Here is an 18894-nt window from a genome sequence, read left to right as displayed (position 1 = left end):
GCTTCCCCGGCTCATTGTTGTTCTGTCAGCTCGGCGCCGGTCGCCGAAGCCAGGTGGATGCCGCCCTGGCCGACCAGGACCAGGTTGCCGTCGCCGGCCGCGCCGACCCCGGCCAGCGCCAGGCGGTCGGGCCGGTTGAAGATGTTGAAGGTGCGCCCGTCGTCCTTGCTCACCAGCACGCTGCCGCTGTTGCCGACCACGGCGATGCTGCCGTCGGGCAGCAGCGAGCCTTCGGCCAGGCCGAACTCCAGGGTGCCGTCACCGGCGATGGGCAGCGCCACCTGTTGCCAGGTGTCGCCGAAGTCGGTGGAGCGGAACAGGTGCCCGCGCAGGCCGTAGATCAGCACGGTGCCGGGCTGGGCGGTGCCGACGGCGCCGAACAGCGAACCCTCGTAGGGGCCCTGCAGTTTCTCCCAGGTGGCGCCCCAGTCCTTCGAGCGGAACAGGCTGCCGGATTCGCCCACCACCAGCAGGCCGGAATCCTTCACCGCGGCGATGCCGTTGAGGTGGAACTGGTCCTCGTTGTCCAGGCGCTCGCTGACGTCTTCCCAGCTCTTGCCGCCGTCGTGGGTTTCCAGCATGGCGCCGTAGGCGCCCACGGCCAGGCCGTGGTTCTCGTCCTGGAACCACACGTCCAGCAGCGGCGCTTCGCGCTTGAGGTCTTCGAACTGGCGCGTCCAGGTGGCGCCGCCGTCTTCGCTGGCGAGGATCTGCGCGTCGTGGCCGACCGCCCAGCCCTTCTTGTCGTTGACGAAGAACACCGCGGTCAGCAGCTGGCGGGTCGGCACCTTGGCCTGGGTCCAGGTCTTGCCGTTGTCGTCGGAATAGAGGATGTGCCCGCGGTCGCCGACCGCCACCAGGCGCTTGCCGGCGTGGCTGACGCTCAGCAGCAGGCTGCTCGGGGCCTTGGCCGAGGCGATGGCGTAGCCATCGGTGTCGCTGGCCGGGGCTTCGCTCGCGCCGGCATGCAGCGGCGCGGCCGCCAGCCACAGCAGCGAGAACGCGCCGAGCAGCGAAAGCGATTTGCGCAGGGGTGACGGGGTGGCGGAAACCGAGAGCCCGGACGAACGCACGGACAGCTCGCCGGTGGCGTGCCGCAGATGCTCACGCATATAGCCTTACCTCTTTGTTTTTATTGCAGGCGGATAGGGAGTGGTCGTTATATGCCAGCCTTTCTGCAGCCTGACAATTAAAGGCACGTTATCTTTTGTTAAGCGCAGCGGGAGTCATCCAAAAGGACTAGGGAAAGCTGCAGCCCAGTAGCCACGCGGCCTCCAGCGCACAGGAAAAAAGATACCGACGGTAACACTCCGGGTATTTCCGGGTACCTGGAAGCGCTCGCGGGAACACTTGGGAGCTTGGCTCGGTCGGCGGGCGGATGCTTTCCCGTAGGAGCGAGCTTGCTCGCGAACGGGAGTTGCCGGCGGCTGTGTGCGTTGAGGTTAAGAGCGCCCTCTCCCCAACCCTCTCCCGCAAGCGGGAGAGGGGGCCGTCCGGAGAACCGTAGGATGGCGTTGAGCGAAGCGATACCCATCGCCATGGTCCGATGGGTATCGCAAGCTCAACCCATCCTACGAAAAGCGCCTCGGCGCTGCGGCGAGGCAGTTGCTTCTGCATGGCAAAAGGAGCACCGCCGTATGATGGCGTTGAGCGCAGCGATACCCATCACCACGACAGCATGGGTTTCGCAGGCTCAACCCATCCTACGAAAAGCACCTCGGCGCTGTCGGCGAAACCCTTGCCCCTGCCTGGCAGGAGGGCACCGTAGGATGGTGTTGAGCGAAGCGATACCCATCGCCAGGGTCCGATGGGTATCGCAGGCTCAACCCATCCTACGAAAAGCGTCCCGGCGCTGCGCCCGCAAATCCACAGGCGAAAAAAAGGTGTTACCGGCAGGGCCGATAACACCTTTTTTCGTCAGCCAAGAGCAGCGTCAGGCGAGGCTCTTGCTGACCACCTCGTAGACGTCGCTGGACAGCTCGCCGGAGGCCAGGATGCGCTCCAGCTCGGCGCGCATCAGGGCCTGGCGCGCCGGGGCGTATTTGCGCCAGCGGGTCAGCGGCGCCAGCAGGCGCGAGGCGATCTGCGGGTTGAGCGCGTTGAGGGTGATCACCTGGTCGGCCAGGAAGCGGTAGCCCGCCCCGTCGGCGCGGTGGAAGTTGACCAGGTTCTGGTTGGCGAAGGCGCCGATCAGGGCGCGGATCTTGTTCGGGTTCTTCAGGGTGAAGGCCGGGTGGCCCATCAGCGCCTGCACGCGTTCCAGGCCGCCGGGCAGGGTGCAGCCGGCCTGCACGCTGAACCACTGGTCCATCACCAGCGGGTTGTCCTTGAAGTAGTCGGCGAACATTTCCAGGCCCTTGGCCTTCTCGTCGTCGTACGGCGAGTTGACCAGCACCGCCAGGGCGCTGAGGCGTTCGGTCATGTTGTCGCAGCCCTCGTACTGCTCAAGGCAAGCCGCCAGCACTTCGTCGCCGCCCACCAGCATCAGGTAGGACAGCGCGATGTTCTGCAGGCTGCGCCGGGCGATGTGCTCGGCCTCGGCCAGGTACGGCGTCTTGCGCGAGGCCTCGCGGTTGGCCTGGTAACGCTGCCACAGCGGCTCGCGCAGGGCCTCGGCGATGCGCTTGCGGGCGAACTCGCGGGCGGCGTGGATGGCCTCGACGTCGGCCACTTCGCTCAGCTCGGTGAGGTAGGCCTCGCTGGGCAGCGAGAGCATCTCGGCGACCATCGCCTGGTCCAGGGCGTTGTCCTGCAGCAGGGTGTGGAAGGCAGCGATCAGGCGCTCGTCGAGCACCAGCTGCTCGCCGCGCTGGTGCTGGCCGATCAGCTCCTGGAGCACCTGCACCGACAGCTGCTGGCCGGCTTCCCAGCGGTTGAAGCCGTCCTCGTCGTACTGCATGAGGAACATCAGCTGGTCGCGGTCGTAGGGGAAGCTCAGCTTCACCGGCGCGGAGAAGCCGCGCAGCAGCGACGGCAGCGGCTTCTCGGCCAGGCCGACGAAGGTGAAGGATTGCTCGGCCTCGGTCACCTGCAACACGCGGTTGCTGCCGTGGGCGTGTTCCTCGCCGGCCAGGCGCAGCGGCAGCGGGTTGCCCAGGTGGTCGAGCAGGCCCATTTCCACCGGGATGACGAAGGGCTGCTTGTCCTTCTGGCCCGGGGTCGGCGGGCAGCTCTGGCGGAAGGTCAGGGTGTAGCTCTGGGCGGCGGCATCGTAGCTTTCCTCCACCGCCAGGCGCGGGGTGCCGGCCTGGCTGTACCAGCGCTTGAACTGCGTCAGGTCGACGCCGTTGGCGTCTTCCATGGCCTTGACGAAGTCGTCGCAGGTCACCGCCTGGCCGTCATGGCGCTCGAAGTACAGGTCGGTGCCCTTGCGGAAGCCCTCGGCGCCGAGCAGGGTGTGGATCATGCGCACCACTTCCGAGCCCTTCTCGTAGACGGTCAGGGTGTAGAAGTTGGAGATTTCGATGAAGGAGTCCGGGCGCACCGGGTGGGCCATGGGGCCGGCGTCCTCGGCGAACTGGTTGGTGCGCAGGAAAGCCACGTCTTCCACGCGCTTGACGGTGCGCGAGTTCATGTCGGCGGAGAACTCGCTGTCGCGGAACACGGTGAAGCCTTCCTTGAGCGACAGCTGGAACCAGTCGCGGCAGGTCACGCGGTTGCCCGACCAGTTGTGGAAGTATTCGTGGGCCACCACGCCCTCGACGCGCTGGTGCGCGGCGTCGGTGGCGGTCTCGGCCTTGGCCAGCACGCAGCTGGAGTTGAAGATGTTGAGCCCCTTGTTCTCCATGGCGCCCATGTTGAAGTCGTTGACCGCGACGATCATGAAGATGTCCAGGTCGTACTCGCGGCCGTAGACCTTCTCGTCCCAGCGCATGGCCTTCTTCAGGCTGTCCATGGCGTGCTGGCACTTGTCGATGTTTTCCGGCTCGACGTAGATGCGCAGGGCGACTTCGCGCTCGCTCAAGGTGGTGTAGGTGTCTTCCACCGCCCAGAGGTCGCCGGCGACCAGGGCGAACAGGTAGGCCGGCTTCCTGAACGGGTCCTGCCAGGTGGCCCAGTGCCGCCCATCCTCTTCCGAACCGCTGGCCACCGGGTTGCCGTTGGACAGCAGCACCGGGTACTTGTGCTGCTCGGCCGAGACGGTGGTGGTGAAGCTGCTCATCACGTCCGGGCGGTCGAGGTAATAGGTGATCTTGCGGAAGCCCTCGGCCTCGCACTGGGTGCAGAACATCTTGCCGGACTTGTACAGGCCTTCCAGGGCGGTGTTCTTCTCCGGGTGGATGCGCACGGTGCTGTCGACGGTGAACTGTTTCGCGGTCGGCTGCAGGGTCAGGTGGTTCTCGTCCAGCTGGTAGTCGCCCTCATCAAGCACGCGGTCGTCCAGGGCCACCCATTGCAGCTCCAGCTGCTGGCCGTCGAGCACCAGCGGCGGCAGGCCCTCGCCGCGCTCGGGGTTGCGCCGCATGACCAGTTGCGCGTGGACCAGGGTGTGGTCCTCGTACAGCTCGAAGGTCAGGTTGGTCTCGTCGATCAGGTACTCGGGCGCCTGGTAGTCCTTGAGGTAGATGACTTTCGGTTGATCAGTGCGCATGTGGCCCTCCGGGCAGCTTCAAGCTTCGAGCTTCAAGCCGCAAGTTCGTGGTTCGCCGGCTCAGCTTGCCGCTTGAGGCTTATAGCTGATGGCTAGCTGATAAGCTGTGTACTTACGGATATTGATGACGCCGGTGTCGAAGATCAGGTACTGGCCCTTGATGCCTTGCAGGGTACCCTCCACCACCGGCGTCTTGTCCAGATCGAAGCTGGTGATCTTGGCCAGGTAGGCCTGCACCGGGTAGCGGATCTCGATCGGCTCGATGTCGCTCACCGGCTGGATGGCCTGCAGGCCGAAGCGCTGCTGCAGCTCGCGCAGGCCCTCGGCGCAGTGGTCGAACAACTGCTCGCGGATGGCCGCCAGGTCCAGCGGCTCGGCCTCGCCCTTGAGCAGGGCGCGCCAGTTGGTGCGGTCGGCCACCTGGCTGCGCAGCAGGTCTTCCACCAGCCCGGACTGCTGGCGCGTGGCCACCCGCAGGATCGGCAGCGCCTGGCGCGCGCCCTGGTCGATCCAGCGCGTCGGCACCTGGGTGGCGCGGGTGATGCCCACCTTCACGCCAGAGGAGTTGGCCAGGTAGACCACGTGGTCGGTCATGCAGAAGCGCTCGCCCCACGCCGGCTCGCGGCAGGTGCCTTCGTCGTAGTGGCACTTCTCCGGGCTGACGATGCAGCTGTCGCACTGCGCCAGCTTGGTGAAGCAGGGGTAGCAGTAGCCCTGGCTGAAGCTCTTCTTCGTCTTGCGCCCGCAATGGCAGCAGTGGATGGCGCCCAGGTATTCCAGGCGCAGCGTCCTGCCGATCAGCGGGTTGACCGCGATTTCCGCCTCGCCGAGGCGGAAGGCGTACTGCACGGGGCTTTCAAGGCGCGCCGACATCTTGCTCAGGGCGCCGCGTCCTAGCTCTTCCATCAAAGCCCGGCCATCAGTGCAGCGAATTGGACGAGAAGAGGATGTTGGGGATCGGCTCAGCGTGGGACTCGCACTCCTGCGGGCCCATGTAGCCGGTGCGCTGGTCCTCGGGCAGGTTCTGCAGCTCCCAGGCGATCATCGCCTGCAGGCACAGCTCCTTCTGCTCCTGGGTGAGCTTGCGGCCGTCCGGCCACTTGCCGATCTCCACGGCGAGCTTGAGGCTCTCGTAGATTTCCGGGGTGATGTTCTCGATGGTTTCGGCGAAGGACGACATGGGGCCGGCTCCTGCTGGGGGCAAAACCGGCATTCTACCGGGCCGGGCGGCCTGGCGCACGAACAGAGGTCAAACGGTGGCATGGACGTAGGGCGTATAACGCTCCGCGTTATACGCCGGTTGGCCGTGGCCGCCGGCCTGCTCGCGGTCATGCGGGAAACCGATAACCCTGGTGCCGGTGATGAATTGGATGTTGCGGCGATGGGTATCGCTTCGCTCAACGCCATCCTACGGCGCCAAGGATCAGGCCTGGCGCCCGCGCGCCAGCATGCCGCCCAGCGCGCCGGTCAGGCAGCCGATCGCCAGCCCGCCGACGTGGGCGCCGTTGGCGATGGAGCCGAAGCCCAGCAGGTCGATGACGCCGGACAGGCACACCAGCAGCCAGATCAGCATCATCGCCACCACGCCCCTGGGCAGGCGGTAGGCCGGGGTCGGCGCCAGCAGCTGGAATATCCAGCAGTGCCCGAGCAGCCCGTAGAGCACGCCCGACAGGCCGCCGAACAGGCTCGGCCCGGAAGCCAGGTACTGCACGACGTTGGACACCAGGCCGAAGCCCAGGCTCAGGCCCAGCAGCATGACGCCGCCCTGGCGGTATTCGATGCGCCGGCCCAGTTCCCAGTACCACATGGCGTTCATCGCCAGGTGCAGCCAGCCGAAGTGGATCAGCATGGGCGTGAACAGGCGCCACCACTGCCCCGCCGCCAGGCCCTCGGCCAGCGGCTGGAACAGCACCCGGTCGCTGCCGACCAGCTGGAAGTCCTGGAAGGTGAACCAGCGCAGGGTGTCCGGGTTGCCGCCGAGCAGGGTCAGGGCGGCGACCGCGAAGGTCACCAGCAGCACCGCGGCGGTCACCCTGCTGGCCCGCACCTGGGCCAGGAAACCTGGGCCGCGGCGCTGCGGTTGGGCCGCGGAAGCCAGCTCGGGGTCGCCCTGCGGGTAGCGCCGGTAGAGGTCGCGCACCTGCTCGGCGAGGCTTTCGTCCGGCACCCAGAGCACCTGTTCGCCGGCCTCCTCGCTGACCCGGAAGGGCAGGTTCAGGCGGTGCAGCAGGCCGACGAAACCGGCGAGGTCCGCCGCCAGGGGCAGGCGCATGGCCACTACCGCGCTCACTCATCCTCTCCCGGACGCTTCACGTCCACCCAGACGAACTTGTCGCGCTGCAGGCGCGTTTCCTGGTCCAGCCGGTAGGCCACCAGCTTGCCGTACATGACCGCGCTGTAGTCCAGGCAGGCCAGGTTCGGGCGGATCGGCGCCGGCGTGCCGCGGCGCCAGTAGTGGCCGACGAACAGCAACGGCTCGTCGGCGCCGTAGCTCAGCAGGCTGGACTTCTGCTCGGCGCTCAGGCGCTCGGCGGCCACCTCGTCGGGCAGCGCGTCGGGCTGGAAGACGATGTCGCCGTAGGTCTCCGGCTCGCGGTCCTCCTCCCAGAACTTGGTGCGGAAGAACGCGCGGGTGAAGCCGTCGCTGCCGGTCAGTGTCATGCCGTTGGGCAGGCGCATGTCGGTGCCGCGCAGCAGGCGGTTGCACACCTGGTAGGCGAAGCTGCCGTGCTCGGCGGAGGACTGCAGGAAGGCCTCGTCGATGCGCCCGTCGGGGAACTGCCGGCGCAGCGAATCGATCAGCTCGTTGTCCCAGCAGGCGTGGACCATGCGGAAGCGCCCGGCGTCGAGGAACAGCGGCAGGCGCCGGAACCAGCCGAGGAAGTCGCGCCAGTCGCCGGGGTGGCCCTCGAACTGGTCGAGGGTTTCCTGGATCAGCCGCGCGTGCCGCGGGGTGTGCTCACGCAGGTACTGGCGGCCGCTGCCCGGCGCCGCCGGGGTGGACCAGCCGAGCAGGTTGTACTCGTGGTTGCCCATGATGCACAGGGCCTCGCCGGCGGCGACCATGTCGTGCACCCGGTGCAGGGCCTCGCGGATGCGCGGGCCGCGGTCGACGATGTCGCCGAGGAACAGCGCCTGGCGCCGCGGGTGGCGCCAGACGCCGCCGTGCAACTGGTAGCCCAGCCGCTCCAGCAGGCGGTCGAGGGTGTGTGCGCAGCCGTGGACATCGCCGATCAGGTCGTAGCCACGGCCCGGGTCGAGTTCGCTCACTCGCTGCTCCCCAGCCGGCTGCCCCAGCCGAGCTTGGTCCGGCAGACCTCGTAGTAGTTGTGGTCGATCGGGTGGATCAGGCGCAGCTTCTGCGGCTTCTTGCTCACCGTGACCATGTCGCCCGGCGCGCAGGTGAAGTGGTTCTGCCCGTCGCAGGAGACCTGCGGGTAGATCTGCATGTTCGGCGACACCACTATCTTCAGCTCGCTGTTGCCGTCGACCACGATCGGCCGGCTCGACAGGGTGTGCGGGTACATCGGCACTATGACGATGGCGTCCAGCTTCGGATGCATGATCGGCCCGCCGGCGGACAGCGAGTAGGCGGTGGAGCCGGTGGGCGTGGCGACGATCAGGCCGTCGGCCTTCTGGCTGCAGACGAACTGGCCGTCGATGTGCAGCTCGAACTCGATCATCCGCGTCGACTTGCCGGGGTGCAGCACCACGTCGTTGAGCGCGTCGCCCTGGCCGATGGATTCGCCGTGGCGGCGCACCTGGGCGTCGAGCAGGAACCGGCTCTCGACGATGTACTGGCCGCCGAGCACCTCGTCCACCTTGGTTTCCAGCTCGTCCGGGCGGATGTCGGTGAGGAAGCCCAGGCTGCCGCGGTTGATGCCCAGCACCGGCACCTTGTGCCGGGCCAGCGCGCGCGCCGCGCCGAGCATGCTGCCGTCGCCGCCGACGACGACGACCAGGTCGCAGATCTCGCCCATGATCTTCCGCGAGCAGGTCTGCAGGCCGTGGCCGGGCAGCACTTCGGCGATGGTGTCCTCGAGGATCACGTGCAGGTGCCGCTCGGTCAGGAAGCGCTTCAGCCGGCGGATGGTTTCCAGCACCTGGGTGCTGCCGAGGCGGCCGATGATGCCGATGTTGCGAAAGGATTCCATGAGACTCCAGGCGGCGGGTGCGAGCGGGTAGTGCCCGGAATTATGGGGGAAACCCCCGAACAGCGGCAAACCCGCGCACCAGCGCGGGCGTTCGGCTAGGCTGCACGGATGAAGTCGACCGCCTACCTGCTCGCTGAGCTGCTAGCCGAACTGCGCCAACCCGCGGTACGCGACCTCGCCTGGACCCTGCTCGGCGAACCCCTGCTGGATGCTGGCGCCCTGCCCCTGCGTCATCCGCTGGCGGCGAGCCGCTGGCTGGCCGAGCCGGAGCTTCTGGGCGGCTGGCTGCGCGAACAGGAAAGGCACAGCGAAGCGCTGCAAGCCTGGCTGCAGCGTTCGCCGCAACAACGCCTGGGCCGCTACTACGAACGCCTCTGGCAGTTCGCCCTGCAGCAGGCACCGGACCTGCGCCTGCTCGGCGCCAACCTGGCGGTGCGCGACAACGGCCGCACCCTGGGCGAGCTGGACCTGCTGCTGGAGGACGACGACGGCCTGCACCACCTGGAGCTGGCCATCAAGCTCTACCTGGGCCCCAGCCGCGAAGGCCCGGAAGACTGGCTCGGCCCCGGCGCCGAAGACCGCCTGGCGAACAAGCTGCGCCACCTGCGCGAGCACCAGCTACCGCTCTCCTCCACTGCGCACGGCCGCGCCCTGATCGCCGGTTTCAGCAGCGCCCCGGTGCAAGCCGCGCTCTGGCTGGGCGGCTACCTGTTCTACCCCTGGCCCGGCGAGTGCGCGGCGCCGGAGGGCGCCAACCCCGAACACCTGAGCGGCTCCTGGCTGCACCGCAGTCACTGGCCGCTGTACCGCGCCCAGGGCACGGGGCGCTGGCAGCCGCTGCCACGCAGCGAATGGCTGGCTCCGGCGCGCAAGACCGCCGAGCAGAGCTGGGCGCCGGAGCGCTTCGACGCCTGGTTGGCGCAACTGCCGGCGGATGCTTTCCCGCAGTTGCTGGTGCGCCTGGAGGAACAACAGGGGGAATGGTGCGAGGCCGAACGGCTGTTCCTGGTCGGCGACCAGTGGCCGTGGGTGCATAACGGCTATTCCCACTGATGGCTGCCCGGAGCGGCGGGGTGGTTCCGTAGGATGGGTTGAGCGAAGCGATACCCATCGCCATGGCAGCATGGGTTTCGCAAGCTCAACCCATCCTACGAAGAGCATCTCGGCGCGGTCGGCAAGACAGTCGCGCCTACAACCGTGCCCTACGTGTTCGCCGTGGAGTACGGCCTACACCTGTAGGAGCGGGCCCTGCCCGCGATTCCGCGCGCAGGGCGCGCGAATGACGTGGGTGGGTCGTAAGCGGATCTTATCCGCGATCCGCGCCGATCTATCCAGCCGGCGCGAACGAATACCCTATGACAATCGCCCCAAACGCTCTTCCATCGCCCGCCTACCCTGCAGGCCGCCGCTGTGCACGGCGACCAGGCGGCTGCCGCGTGGTACCCGCCCGGCGCTTACCTCGTCGCGCAGGGCCAGCAGCAGCTTGCCGGTGTACAGCGGCTCCAGCGGCACGCCGGTTGCGGCCTCGAAGTCAGCCAGGAAGCGCACCAGCTCGGCATCCACCTTGCCGAAACCGCCGCGGCTAACGTCCAGCAGGCGATAACCGGCGTCTTCATGCCCCGCCTCGGCCAGCAGCCGCGGCAGCATGGCTTCCACGCCATGGCCAGGCGGCACGGCCAGGGCGCCGATCAGCGGGTGCATACCCTGCTCGCCCAGCACCAACCCAGCCAGGGTGGTGCCGGTACCGCAGGCAGCCCAGAGCTGGTCGTAGCCGTTCCAGCCGATGCCCGGCAATTGCTCAACCAACTGCTCCACCAACGGCGCGCACCCCAGCGCGCCGGGCAAACCGCCGCCGCCCTCGTCAACCGCCAGCAGGCGCGGGTAGCGTTCGCGCCAGGGCGCCCAGAAACCTTCGGCATGGCGCTCGCGGTAGCCGGCGTAGCCGAGCCAGTGCAGTTGCATGCCCCAGGCGCGCAGGTCGCGCACCGTGGGCGTGTCCTGCTCGTTTCCGCGCAGCAGGCCGACGGTGGCGAAGCCGAAGCGCTGGCCGGCGGCGGCCAGGGCGTGCAGGTGGTTGGAATGGGCGCCGCCCAGGCTGATCAGGCCTTCCAGGCCCTGTTCGGCGGCCTGGCGCAGGTAGGGCGCCAGCTTGAACCACTTGTTGCCGGACACCCGCTCGTCGACCAGGTCCAGGCGCAACAGCGCCAGCTCGACGCCAGCTTGTTCCAGCCAGTCGAGGCGCACCAGTTGCAACGGGGGAAGCGGGCGCCAGTCGGGGAATCGCAGGGCAGCCACCTAGCCCGCGGTCACGCCACGCAGGCCGCCGCTGGTCTTGTGCCGGGCGCAGCAGTTGCTGTCGCCGTCGACGAAGCGGCCCGGGGTATCCACCCGGTCGACCGGCAGCGCGCAACGTTCGCCGTTGGACAGGCGGCCGTCGCAGGTCGGCTGCTGGTAGTGGGCCAGCCACTGGCAATACTGGGCTTCGGAGACGAAGCATTTGGTGGCGGCGTAGGCCATGAGGTTTTCCTGGTAGCGCGGGATGTCCTGCAGCGGAATGGTCAGGTGCCCGGCGCCGGGATGATAGACCACGAAGATCACCCCGAGCGAGGTCAGCTTCTCCAGCAGCGCATCGCTCTGCGCCCGCGCCGCCTGGGCAGCCAGCTCGCGGCGCAGGGCCTCGTTGTCCTGCTGCAGCTGGCGGTCCAGTTCGTTGCGGTAGCTCAGTTCGGCATCGCGCAGCGCCAGCTGTTCCTTGTACTGGGCGATCACCGCCGCGACCTTCGCATCGGCCTCGCCCTCGAACTGCGTGCGCAGCTCTTCCAGTTCCACGCGCCCCTGCTGCTCGATGCTGCGCAGTTGCGCGGTCAGTTCCTCGCGGCCGCGCTGGAAGCCGTCCACCCGCTCATCCAGCTCGCGGCGCAGGCCGGCATTGATCTCTTCCTCGCGCTTGAGCCCCTCGCGCAGCGCGGCCAGTTCGGCCTGCAGCACCTTGACCTGTTCCTCGGCGCCCAGGCGCAGGCGCTGCAGCTCCTGCTCGTGCTGCTGGCTCAGGCTGGACAGGCGCGAGGCTTGCTGGCCGAGCAGCTCGGCGGTCTTCTGCCGGTGTTCTTCCAGCATCGCCTGGGCCAGCTTCTCGGCCTGCTCCTGCGGGTCCTGCGCCGGCGTCGCGTACCACTGGTGCTCGGCGGCCACCTTCAGGCGCTGCGGCTCGACGGCGACGGGCTCCTCCTCCACCAGCAGGCCGAGGTGGTTGCGCCGGATCGCGTCGCGCAGCATCACCAGGTGGTTGTTGCCCGTCACCAGGCTCGGGTCCCACAGGTGCATCTGGTGCCAGGACACCGGGCACTGGCTGCGGCAGGCCAGGCGGATCGGCCCGGCGCCCATGTCCGGGCCGCGCCCGGCGCGGTCGGCGAGCTGGCGCAGCGGCAGGTTCCAGCCGCGGTCGGCCTCGCCGTTCTCGTCGAAATCCAGGTAGAAGAACACCGCCGCCTTGACCTGCAGGCGCCCGTTGATCAGCACATAGGCCAGGCGCATCTGCTGGTCGGCGAACTCGTGCATCTGCACGACGTTGTCGAGCAGGGCCTCGAATTCGGGATAGAGCATCTGCTTGCAGATGCCTCGCTCATCGAAGAAGGCCACGGCCTCGACCATCTGAGGCTTTTTCTGCAGGCTCATGACGGGACCTCTGGACTGTCGCGAACAGGGTTGGGCCCGCACAGGGGCCGGCAGCCGGGCTTCGAACGCACCGCTGCCGGGGCAAGTCTAGGGGAAATAGTGACGCAGGCGATGTGACTGGGTTGGCAGTCACTCGGCTGGCTGTAAGAAGGCGACGTACGACAGACAGAAAACTGTGACGGGCTCCGCCCTTTGCCGCCCGGACGGCGCATCCGGGCGGCAAAGGCCAGGGATCAGAGTTCGGCGGCCAGGCGCGAGCCCTGGTTGATGGCGCGCTTGGCATCCAGTTCGGCGGCCACGTCGGCGCCGCCGATCAGGTGCACCTTCTGCCCGGCGGCGACCAGGCCGTCGTGCAGCTCGCGCAGCGGCTCCTGGCCGGCGCAGACGATCACGGTATCCACCGGCAGCACCTGCGGCTCGCCCTCGGCGATACGGATATGCAGCCCGGCGTCGTCGACCTTGAGGTACTCCACGCTGTTGAGCATCTGCACCCGCTTGTTCTTCAGCCCGGTGCGGTGGATCCAGCCGGTGGTCTTGCCCAGGCCGTCGCCGACCTTGGACTTCTTGCGCTGCAGCAGGAACACCTGGCGCGCCGCGGCATGCGGGTGCGGCTGGATGCCGGCGACGCCGCCGCGGGCCTCCAGGTTCTCGTCGATGCCCCACTCCTTCCAGAAGGCATGGCGATCCAGGCTGGTGGACTCGCCGTCGTGGGTGACGTACTCGGAGACGTCGAAGCCGATGCCGCCGGCGCCGATCACCGCCACTTTCTGCCCCACCGGCTTGCGCTCGAGGATGGCGTCCAGGTAGCTGATCACCTTCGGGCTGTCGATGCCGGGGATGGCCGGGGTGCGCGGGACGATGCCGGTGGCCAGGAGGATCTCGTCGAAGCCGCCCTTGGCCAGGTCGTCGACCGACACGCGAGTGTTCAGGCGCAGGTCGACGCCGGTGGTCTCCAGCTTGCGCTTGAAGTAACGCAGGGTCTCGTAGAACTCTTCCTTGCCCGGCACGCGTTTGGCCACGTTGAACTGTCCGCCGATCTCGCCGGCGGCGTCGAACAGCGTCACCTGGTGGCCACGCTCGGCGGCCACGGTGGCGGCGGCCAGGCCGGCCGGGCCGGCGCCCACCACGGCGATCTTCTTCACGTGGGTGGTGGGGATGTAGTTCAGCTCGGTCTCGTGGCAGGCGCGCGGGTTGACCAGGCAACTGGTCAGCTTGCCGCCGAAGGTATGGTCCAGGCAGGCCTGGTTGCAGCCGATGCAGGTGTTGATCTCGTCCGCGCGGCCTTTGGCGGCCTTGTTGACGAAGTCCGGGTCGGCGAGGAACGGCCGGGCCATGGAGACCATGTCGGCGTCGCCCTCGGCCAGCACCTGCTCGGCCACTTCCGGGGTGTTGATGCGGTTGGTGGTGACCAGCGGGATGCCCACCTCGCCGCGCAGCTTGGCGGTGACCTTGGTGAAGGCCGCGCGCGGCACCTTGGTGGCGATGGTCGGGATGCGCGCCTCGTGCCAGCCGATGCCGGTGTTGATCAGGGTGGCGCCGGCCTGCTCGATGGCCTTGGCCAGCAGGACGATCTCGTCCCAGGTGCTGCCGCCTTCCACCAGGTCGAGCATCGACAGGCGGTAGATGATGATGAAGTTCGGCCCCACCGCCTCGCGCACGCGGCGGACGATCTCCACCGGCAGGCGCATGCGGTTCTCGTAGCTGCCGCCCCAGCGGTCGGTGCGCTGGTTGGTGTGGGCGACCAGGAACTGGTTGATGAAGTAGCCTTCCGATCCCATGATCTCGACGCCGTCGTAGCCGGCCTGCTGGGCCAGGGCCGAGCAGGTGACGAAGTCCTGGATCTGCTTCTGGATGCCCTCCTCGTCCAGCTCGCGCGGCTTGAACGGGTTGATCGGCGCCTGGATGGCGCTAGGCGCCACGGATTTCGGGCTGTAGGCGTAGCGCCCGGCGTGGAGGATCTGCATGCAGATCTTGCCGCCAGCCTCGTGCACCGCCTGGGTGACGACCTTGTGTTTCTCGGCTTCCTCGGCGGTGGTCAGCTTGGCCGCTCCGGCGTACACGCCGCCTTCCTCGTTCGGGCCGATGCCGCCGGTGACCATCAGGCCGACGCCGCCGCGGGCGCGCTCGGCGAAATAGGCGGCCATGCGTTCGAAGCCGTTGGGCTTCTCTTCCAGGCCGGTGTGCATCGAGCCCATCAGGGTGCGGTTGCGCAGGGTGGTGAAGCCCAGGTCCAGGGGCGCGAGCAGGTGCGGGTAGCGGGCGGCGGTCATGATTCCTCCACATCGGGCATGGTGCCGGGGCCTCGGACGGGCCACGGTCGGTATGGGGCAGACTCTAAGCAGCGCCCCGGGCGCGCTCAATGACCGGAAATGACAACTTACTGATCGAAGATGACAGCACGGCTTGGCAAGCCGGCGCCGCTCCCCTACCCTGACGGCCAGTCCCGGAGCCCCGCATGCGCAAGCTGACATTCCTCATCCTGGTCACCCTCTTCGCCGCCTACGCCGGCTGGGCCGAGCGCCGCCCGGTGGGCCACTACCTGTCCGACCTGCGCAGCCAGGTGGTGCTCAACCAGGGCGCGCCTTCCGCACGCGGCAACCTGCTGGGCGTGCAGCCCGAGCTCTACGCCCCCGACTACCAGAACGTCGAGCGCCTGCGCCTGAAGCTTGCGGCCTACCTGGAGAAGGCCCGCAGCGAGGGCCTGCTCGGCCCGCGCACGGTGGTGGTGTTCCCCGAGCACATTGGCACCTGGCTGGTGGCCGCCGGCGAGAAGCCCGAGGTCTACCAGGCCCGGCACCTGGCCGAGGCCATGCAGTGGATGGCCGTCAGCAACCCGGTGAAGCTGGCCCGCGGCTGGCTCATCGCCAAAGGCCGCGACCGCTTCACCGACGCCCTGTTCCGCATGAAGGCGGTGGACATGGCCCACGACTACCAGACGCTGTTCGGCGGCCTGGCCCGGCAGTTCGGCGTCACCCTGGTGGCCGGCTCCATCGTCCTGCCCAACCCCAAGGTGGAGGACGGCGTGCTGGTCACCGGCAACGGCAGCCTGTACAACGCCAGCCTGGTGTTCGGCAGCGACGGCAGGCCGCTGGGCCAGCCGCAGCGCAAGGTCTTCCCCATCGACGACGAGAAGCCCTTCATCCGCGCCGGCCACAGCGACAACCTGCAGGTGCTGGACACGCCGGCCGGGCGCCTGGGCGTGCTGATCTGCGCCGACAGCTGGTACCCGATCAACTACGCGGTGCTGGCCTCGGAAAAGGTCGAGCTGCTGGCGGTGCCCGCCTTCCTCACCGGCAACGGCCAGTGGCAGCAGCCCTGGCGCGGCTACAAGGGCGCGCGCACGCCTTCCGACGTGCAGCTCAAGCCCGGCGAGCTGAGCGAAGGCCAGGCCTGGCAGCAACTGGCCCTCGGCGGGCGCCTGGCCGCCAGCGGCGCCCAGGCCGGCATCGCGGTGTTCCTCCGCGGGCAGCTGTGGGATCTGGGCAGCTCCGGCCCCGGCCTGGTGGTCGACCGTGGCGGCCAGCGGCTCGCCGAAGACGGCCCGGGCGCACGCCTGATCAACCTCTGGCTGTGACCATGAAGCAACCGGGCATGCGACTGGGCGACCTCTCCATAGGCTTCGTCCACGGCCTGGCCGACGCCCTGGAAGACCGCGGCGTGCCGGCGCAGCCGCTGCTGCTGCAGTACGGGCTGGACGCAGCGCGCTTCGCCGAGCCCGGCGGGCGCCTGTCGATCCCGCGCTACATGCGCCTGGGCCACGCGGCCATCCAGCTCAGCGGCGACCCCGCCCTGGGCCTGCGCATGGGCCAGTTCAGCCGTATCCAGCAGCTCGGCCTGCCCGGCGTCACAGCCGCCCTAGCCCCCGACCTGCGCGCCGCCAGCCGCGCGCTGATCCGCTTCGAACCGCTCTACGCGCAGAATTACCGCGGCCGCTCCAGCCTGGCCGAGGACGCCGGCGGCGCCTGGCTGAGCTTCTATTCCATCAGCCCGTACAATGCCTACAACCGCTTCGTGGTGGATTCGGTGCTGGCCGGCTGGCTCAGCTACCTGGCGCGCATCGCCGGGCAGCCGCTGCGCCCGCTCCGGGTGGAGATCGAGTACCCGGCGCCGGACTATGCGGCCCGCTACGAGGAATTCTTCGGCTGCCCGGTGGAGTTCGCCGCCGGCGCCAACCGCCTGCGCCTGGACCAGGCCAGCCTGGCCCTGGGCAACCGCGAGCACTGCCCCAGCACCTGGCGGCAGATGCAGGAAATCTGCGAGAAGGAACTGGAGCTGCGCACCCGCACGCGCACCCTGCGCGAACGCGTGGTGCAACTGCTGGGGCCGCTGCTCAACGGCCGCGAGCCGGACCTGGAAGAGGTCGCCGCGCGCCTCAAGCTGCCGACCTGGACGCTGCGCCGCAAGCTGGCCGAGGAAGGCACGCAGTTCCGCAGCATCCTCAACGAGACGCGCCGCGATCTGGCGATGATCTACATCCGCGACACCGACCTGGCCTTCGGCGAGATCGCCTACCTGCTCGGCTTCGCCTCGGCCGAAGCCTTCCAGCGCGCCTTCAAGCGCTGGAGCGGCCAGCCGCCGGGGGAATACCGCCGCGCGCAGCGGCAGGCCGGCTGATCACATCTCAGTGGCGTCGTCCGCCGGCTCCGGCGAATCGCACTCGGCGCGGTGCTCTTCGAGCAGTTCTTCCTGGTAGTCGTCCATGGCTGCCTCCCATCGCGTTCGACAAGGTCATGGATGCAGCCTAGCCGGCGCGGATGAAGCGCACATGACCGAGGACTTTTCCCGACGCAATGAAAAAGCCCCCAGGCATGGCTGCCTGAGGGCTTGGAAAATGGCGCAGCGGACGGGACTCGAACCCGCGACCCCCGGCGTGACAGGCCGGTATTCTAACCGACTGAACTACCGCTGCGCATCGGCTGGACTTGCGTCCAAGGATATTACGGCCTTCCATCCTGCCTGTCGCTACGGAGCCTTGACTCTACGTGGCGGCGAGTTCGGGGTGATGAACTCCAGGAGGGGGAAGATGGCGCAGCGGACGGGACTCGAACCCGCGACCCCCGGCGTGACAGGCCGGTATTCTAACCGACTGAACTACCGCTGCGCGTAACTTGCGAGATGGTGGGTGATGACGGGATCGAACCGCCGACCCTCTGCTTGTAAGGCAGATGCTCTCCCAGCTGAGCTAATCACCCTTCGTCTCGAAGTGGGGCGCATTCTACCGGCGGCATTTCCTAAGTCAATGCCCTGGTTGGATTTTTTTTGAAATTTCGTGCTTTGGGGGAACGCGGGAAGCCAGTTGCCTTTGGGGTTGGGCGTAGCGCGCCGCTGCGAGCATCCGCTTTCCGGGCGCTTCGAGCCCGACCGCGACGCCGGGCATAAGCTCTGTGAACGGCGGATAACCGCGAACGGTTATTCGCCCTACGCCAGGCTCGACCTTGGCGTAGGGCGCATAACACCTACGGCGTTATCCGCCGTTTGACCTCGATCCCAGGCGCGCTTCGGGGACGGTCACGAAGCACTGCTTTCCGGGCGCTTCGAGCCCGACCGCGACGCCGGGCATGAGCCTGGTGTAACGGCGGATAACCGCGAACGGTTATGCGCCCTACGCCAGGCTCGACCTTGGCGTAGGGCGCATAACGCCTACGGCGTTATCCGCCGTTTGACCTCGATCCCAGGCGCGCTTCGGGGTCGGTCACGGAGCCCCCGACCTCAGTCGAGATAGATCATCTTGCGCGTCATGCCGCCGTCGACGACGAACTCCTGGCCGGTGACGAAGCCGGCGTTGTCGCCCAGCAGCCAGGCCACCAGCGCGGCGACGTCTTCCACCGTGCCGACGCGGCCAACCGGGTGCTGGTCGTGGTCCAGCTCGGTGAGCGGCGCCGCCCGGCGCTCGCGGGGGTCGCGGGCGTCGATCCAGCCGGGGCTGACCGCGTTGACGCGGATTTCCGGGCCCAGGCTCATGGCCAGCGCGTGGGTCAGGGCGAGGATGCCGCCCTTGCTCGCCGCGTAGGCTTCGGAGCTGCGCTCGGACTGGTGCGCGCGGGTCGAGGCGATGTTGACGATGCTGCCCTGGTGCGCCCGCAGGTAGGGCGCGCAGTGCTTGGCCAGCAGCATCGGGCCGCTGAGGTTCACCGCCAGGGTGCGGTTCCACTCGTTGAGCGTCAGGCTCTCCAGCGACGTGACGCCCGGGCGGGCGATGGCCGCGTTGCACACCACCGCGTCGAGGCGGCCGAACTGCCCGAGCACCTCGGCCACGGTCTGCGCCACCTGGCTTTCCTGGGATACGTCCAGGGCGATGAACCAGGCCTTGTCGCCCAGCGCCTCGGCGACCTTGGCGCCGCGCTCGCGGTCCTGGTCGACCAGCACCACCTGCCAGCCCTCGGCGATCAGCCAGGCGCTGATCCCCAGGCCGATGCCCCGCGCCGCGCCGGTGACCAGCGCGACCTTGCCGTTGCCGATGATCGCTGCCAGGTC

General features: G+C 68.3%; 14 protein-coding genes and 3 tRNA genes. 3 read left to right on the top strand and 14 right to left on the bottom strand.

Annotation, left to right across the window (positions count from 1 at the left end):
• Positions 1–11: 11 nt before the first annotated feature.
• From RN02_RS05835 to RN02_RS05805, 7 genes are all read right to left on the bottom strand, one after another.
• On the bottom strand, positions 12–1112 hold the full coding sequence (locus tag RN02_RS05835) for a YCF48-related protein (RefSeq protein ID WP_145923863.1): 1101 nt from the start codon (positions 1110–1112) through the stop codon (positions 12–14).
• Between the two features lie 821 nt (positions 1113–1933).
• Positions 1934–4591 carry an aminopeptidase N gene (gene pepN, locus RN02_RS05830; protein WP_043313559.1) on the bottom strand — a complete coding sequence of 886 codons (2658 nt, stop codon included), beginning with the start codon at positions 4589–4591 and terminating at the stop codon, positions 1934–1936.
• Positions 4592–4651: 60 nt separating this feature from the next.
• Positions 4652–5497, bottom strand: coding sequence for a DUF2797 domain-containing protein (locus tag RN02_RS05825; RefSeq protein WP_043313557.1), 846 nt, complete (start codon positions 5495–5497; stop codon positions 4652–4654).
• Between the two features lie 13 nt (positions 5498–5510).
• Entirely contained in the window at positions 5511–5771 is a 261-nt protein-coding gene (locus RN02_RS05820) for a YeaC family protein (RefSeq protein WP_009621084.1), read from the bottom strand.
• Positions 5772–6014: 243 nt separating this feature from the next.
• Entirely contained in the window at positions 6015–6881 is an 867-nt protein-coding gene (locus RN02_RS05815) for a rhomboid family intramembrane serine protease (protein WP_043313555.1), read from the bottom strand.
• Positions 6878–7861, bottom strand: a complete 984-nt coding sequence (locus RN02_RS05810; RefSeq protein WP_009621082.1) for a metallophosphoesterase — start codon at positions 7859–7861, stop codon at positions 6878–6880. The genes RN02_RS05815 and RN02_RS05810 overlap by 4 nt, the downstream gene beginning before the upstream one ends.
• Entirely contained in the window at positions 7858–8745 is an 888-nt protein-coding gene (locus tag RN02_RS05805) for an NAD(+) kinase (protein ID WP_009621081.1), read from the bottom strand. The genes RN02_RS05810 and RN02_RS05805 overlap by 4 nt, the downstream gene beginning before the upstream one ends.
• 108 nt (positions 8746–8853) lie before the next feature.
• Here RN02_RS05805 and RN02_RS05800 point away from each other — a divergent pair, with 108 nt between their 5' ends.
• Positions 8854–9798, top strand: coding sequence for a DUF1853 family protein (locus RN02_RS05800; RefSeq protein WP_043313553.1), 945 nt, complete (start codon positions 8854–8856; stop codon positions 9796–9798).
• Between the two features lie 300 nt (positions 9799–10098).
• Here the strand turns inward: RN02_RS05800 and RN02_RS05795 are convergent, their stop codons facing one another.
• From RN02_RS05795 to RN02_RS05785, 3 genes are all read right to left on the bottom strand, one after another.
• Complete coding sequence (locus RN02_RS05795; protein WP_082033722.1) at positions 10099–10998, bottom strand: 1-aminocyclopropane-1-carboxylate deaminase/D-cysteine desulfhydrase; 900 nt, start codon at positions 10996–10998, stop codon at positions 10099–10101.
• A 42-nt stretch (positions 10999–11040) separates the two neighbouring features.
• Positions 11041–12420 (bottom strand): chromosome partitioning protein ParA, encoded by a 1380-nt coding sequence (locus RN02_RS05790; protein ID WP_043313551.1) that lies wholly within the window; start codon positions 12418–12420, stop codon positions 11041–11043.
• A gap of 233 nt (positions 12421–12653) precedes the next feature.
• A complete protein-coding gene (locus RN02_RS05785) occupies positions 12654–14690 on the bottom strand; it encodes an NADPH-dependent 2,4-dienoyl-CoA reductase (RefSeq protein ID WP_043313549.1) in 2037 nt (678 codons plus the stop codon).
• A gap of 185 nt (positions 14691–14875) precedes the next feature.
• Here RN02_RS05785 and RN02_RS05780 point away from each other — a divergent pair, with 185 nt between their 5' ends.
• Positions 14876–15994: a carbon-nitrogen hydrolase family protein gene (locus tag RN02_RS05780; protein WP_043313548.1), complete on the top strand. Its 1119-nt coding sequence runs from the start codon at positions 14876–14878 to the stop codon at positions 15992–15994.
• A gap of 2 nt (positions 15995–15996) precedes the next feature.
• Positions 15997–17034: an AraC family transcriptional regulator gene (locus RN02_RS05775; RefSeq protein ID WP_009621073.1), complete on the top strand. Its 1038-nt coding sequence runs from the start codon at positions 15997–15999 to the stop codon at positions 17032–17034.
• A gap of 218 nt (positions 17035–17252) precedes the next feature.
• On the opposite strand, the gene RN02_RS05770 is transcribed toward RN02_RS05775, so the two are convergent.
• The 4 genes from RN02_RS05770 to RN02_RS05755 form a co-directional block, all read right to left on the bottom strand.
• Positions 17253–17329: transfer RNA gene (locus tag RN02_RS05770), tRNA-Asp, on the bottom strand.
• Between the two features lie 115 nt (positions 17330–17444).
• Positions 17445–17521, bottom strand: a tRNA-Asp gene (locus RN02_RS05765).
• 15 nt (positions 17522–17536) lie between these two features.
• Positions 17537–17612, bottom strand: a tRNA-Val gene (locus RN02_RS05760).
• 517 nt (positions 17613–18129) lie between these two features.
• Positions 18130–18891: an SDR family oxidoreductase gene (locus tag RN02_RS05755; protein WP_099049102.1), complete on the bottom strand. Its 762-nt coding sequence runs from the start codon at positions 18889–18891 to the stop codon at positions 18130–18132.
• Positions 18892–18894 lie beyond the last annotated feature (3 nt).

Source organism: Pseudomonas sp. PI1 (genome assembly GCF_000812405.1).
Taxonomy (GTDB): domain Bacteria; phylum Pseudomonadota; class Gammaproteobacteria; order Pseudomonadales; family Pseudomonadaceae; genus Pseudomonas; species Pseudomonas citronellolis.
Note: the sequence above shows the minus strand (reverse complement) of the source record. Positions and strands in the feature narration are given on the sequence as shown.

What these genes read in the sequence shown, in the direction of transcription:
- pepN (WP_043313559.1), bottom strand. Translation starts at nt 4,591, where the DNA reads ATGCGCACTGATCAACCGAAAGTCATCTACCTCAAGGACTACCAGGCG.
- RN02_RS05790 (WP_043313551.1), bottom strand. Translation starts at nt 12,420, where the DNA reads ATGAGCCTGCAGAAAAAGCCTCAGATGGTCGAGGCCGTGGCCTTCTTC.
- RN02_RS05800 (WP_043313553.1), top strand. Translation starts at nt 8,854, where the DNA reads ATGAAGTCGACCGCCTACCTGCTCGCTGAGCTGCTAGCCGAACTGCGC.
- RN02_RS05780 (WP_043313548.1), top strand. Translation starts at nt 14,876, where the DNA reads ATGCGCAAGCTGACATTCCTCATCCTGGTCACCCTCTTCGCCGCCTAC.
- RN02_RS05820 (WP_009621084.1), bottom strand. Translation starts at nt 5,771, where the DNA reads ATGTCGTCCTTCGCCGAAACCATCGAGAACATCACCCCGGAAATCTAC.
- RN02_RS05785 (WP_043313549.1), bottom strand. Translation starts at nt 14,690, where the DNA reads ATGACCGCCGCCCGCTACCCGCACCTGCTCGCGCCCCTGGACCTGGGC.
- RN02_RS05825 (WP_043313557.1), bottom strand. Translation starts at nt 5,497, where the DNA reads ATGGAAGAGCTAGGACGCGGCGCCCTGAGCAAGATGTCGGCGCGCCTT.
- RN02_RS05775 (WP_009621073.1), top strand. Translation starts at nt 15,997, where the DNA reads ATGAAGCAACCGGGCATGCGACTGGGCGACCTCTCCATAGGCTTCGTC.
- RN02_RS05835 (WP_145923863.1), bottom strand. Translation starts at nt 1,112, where the DNA reads ATGCGTGAGCATCTGCGGCACGCCACCGGCGAGCTGTCCGTGCGTTCG.
- RN02_RS05805 (WP_009621081.1), bottom strand. Translation starts at nt 8,745, where the DNA reads ATGGAATCCTTTCGCAACATCGGCATCATCGGCCGCCTCGGCAGCACC.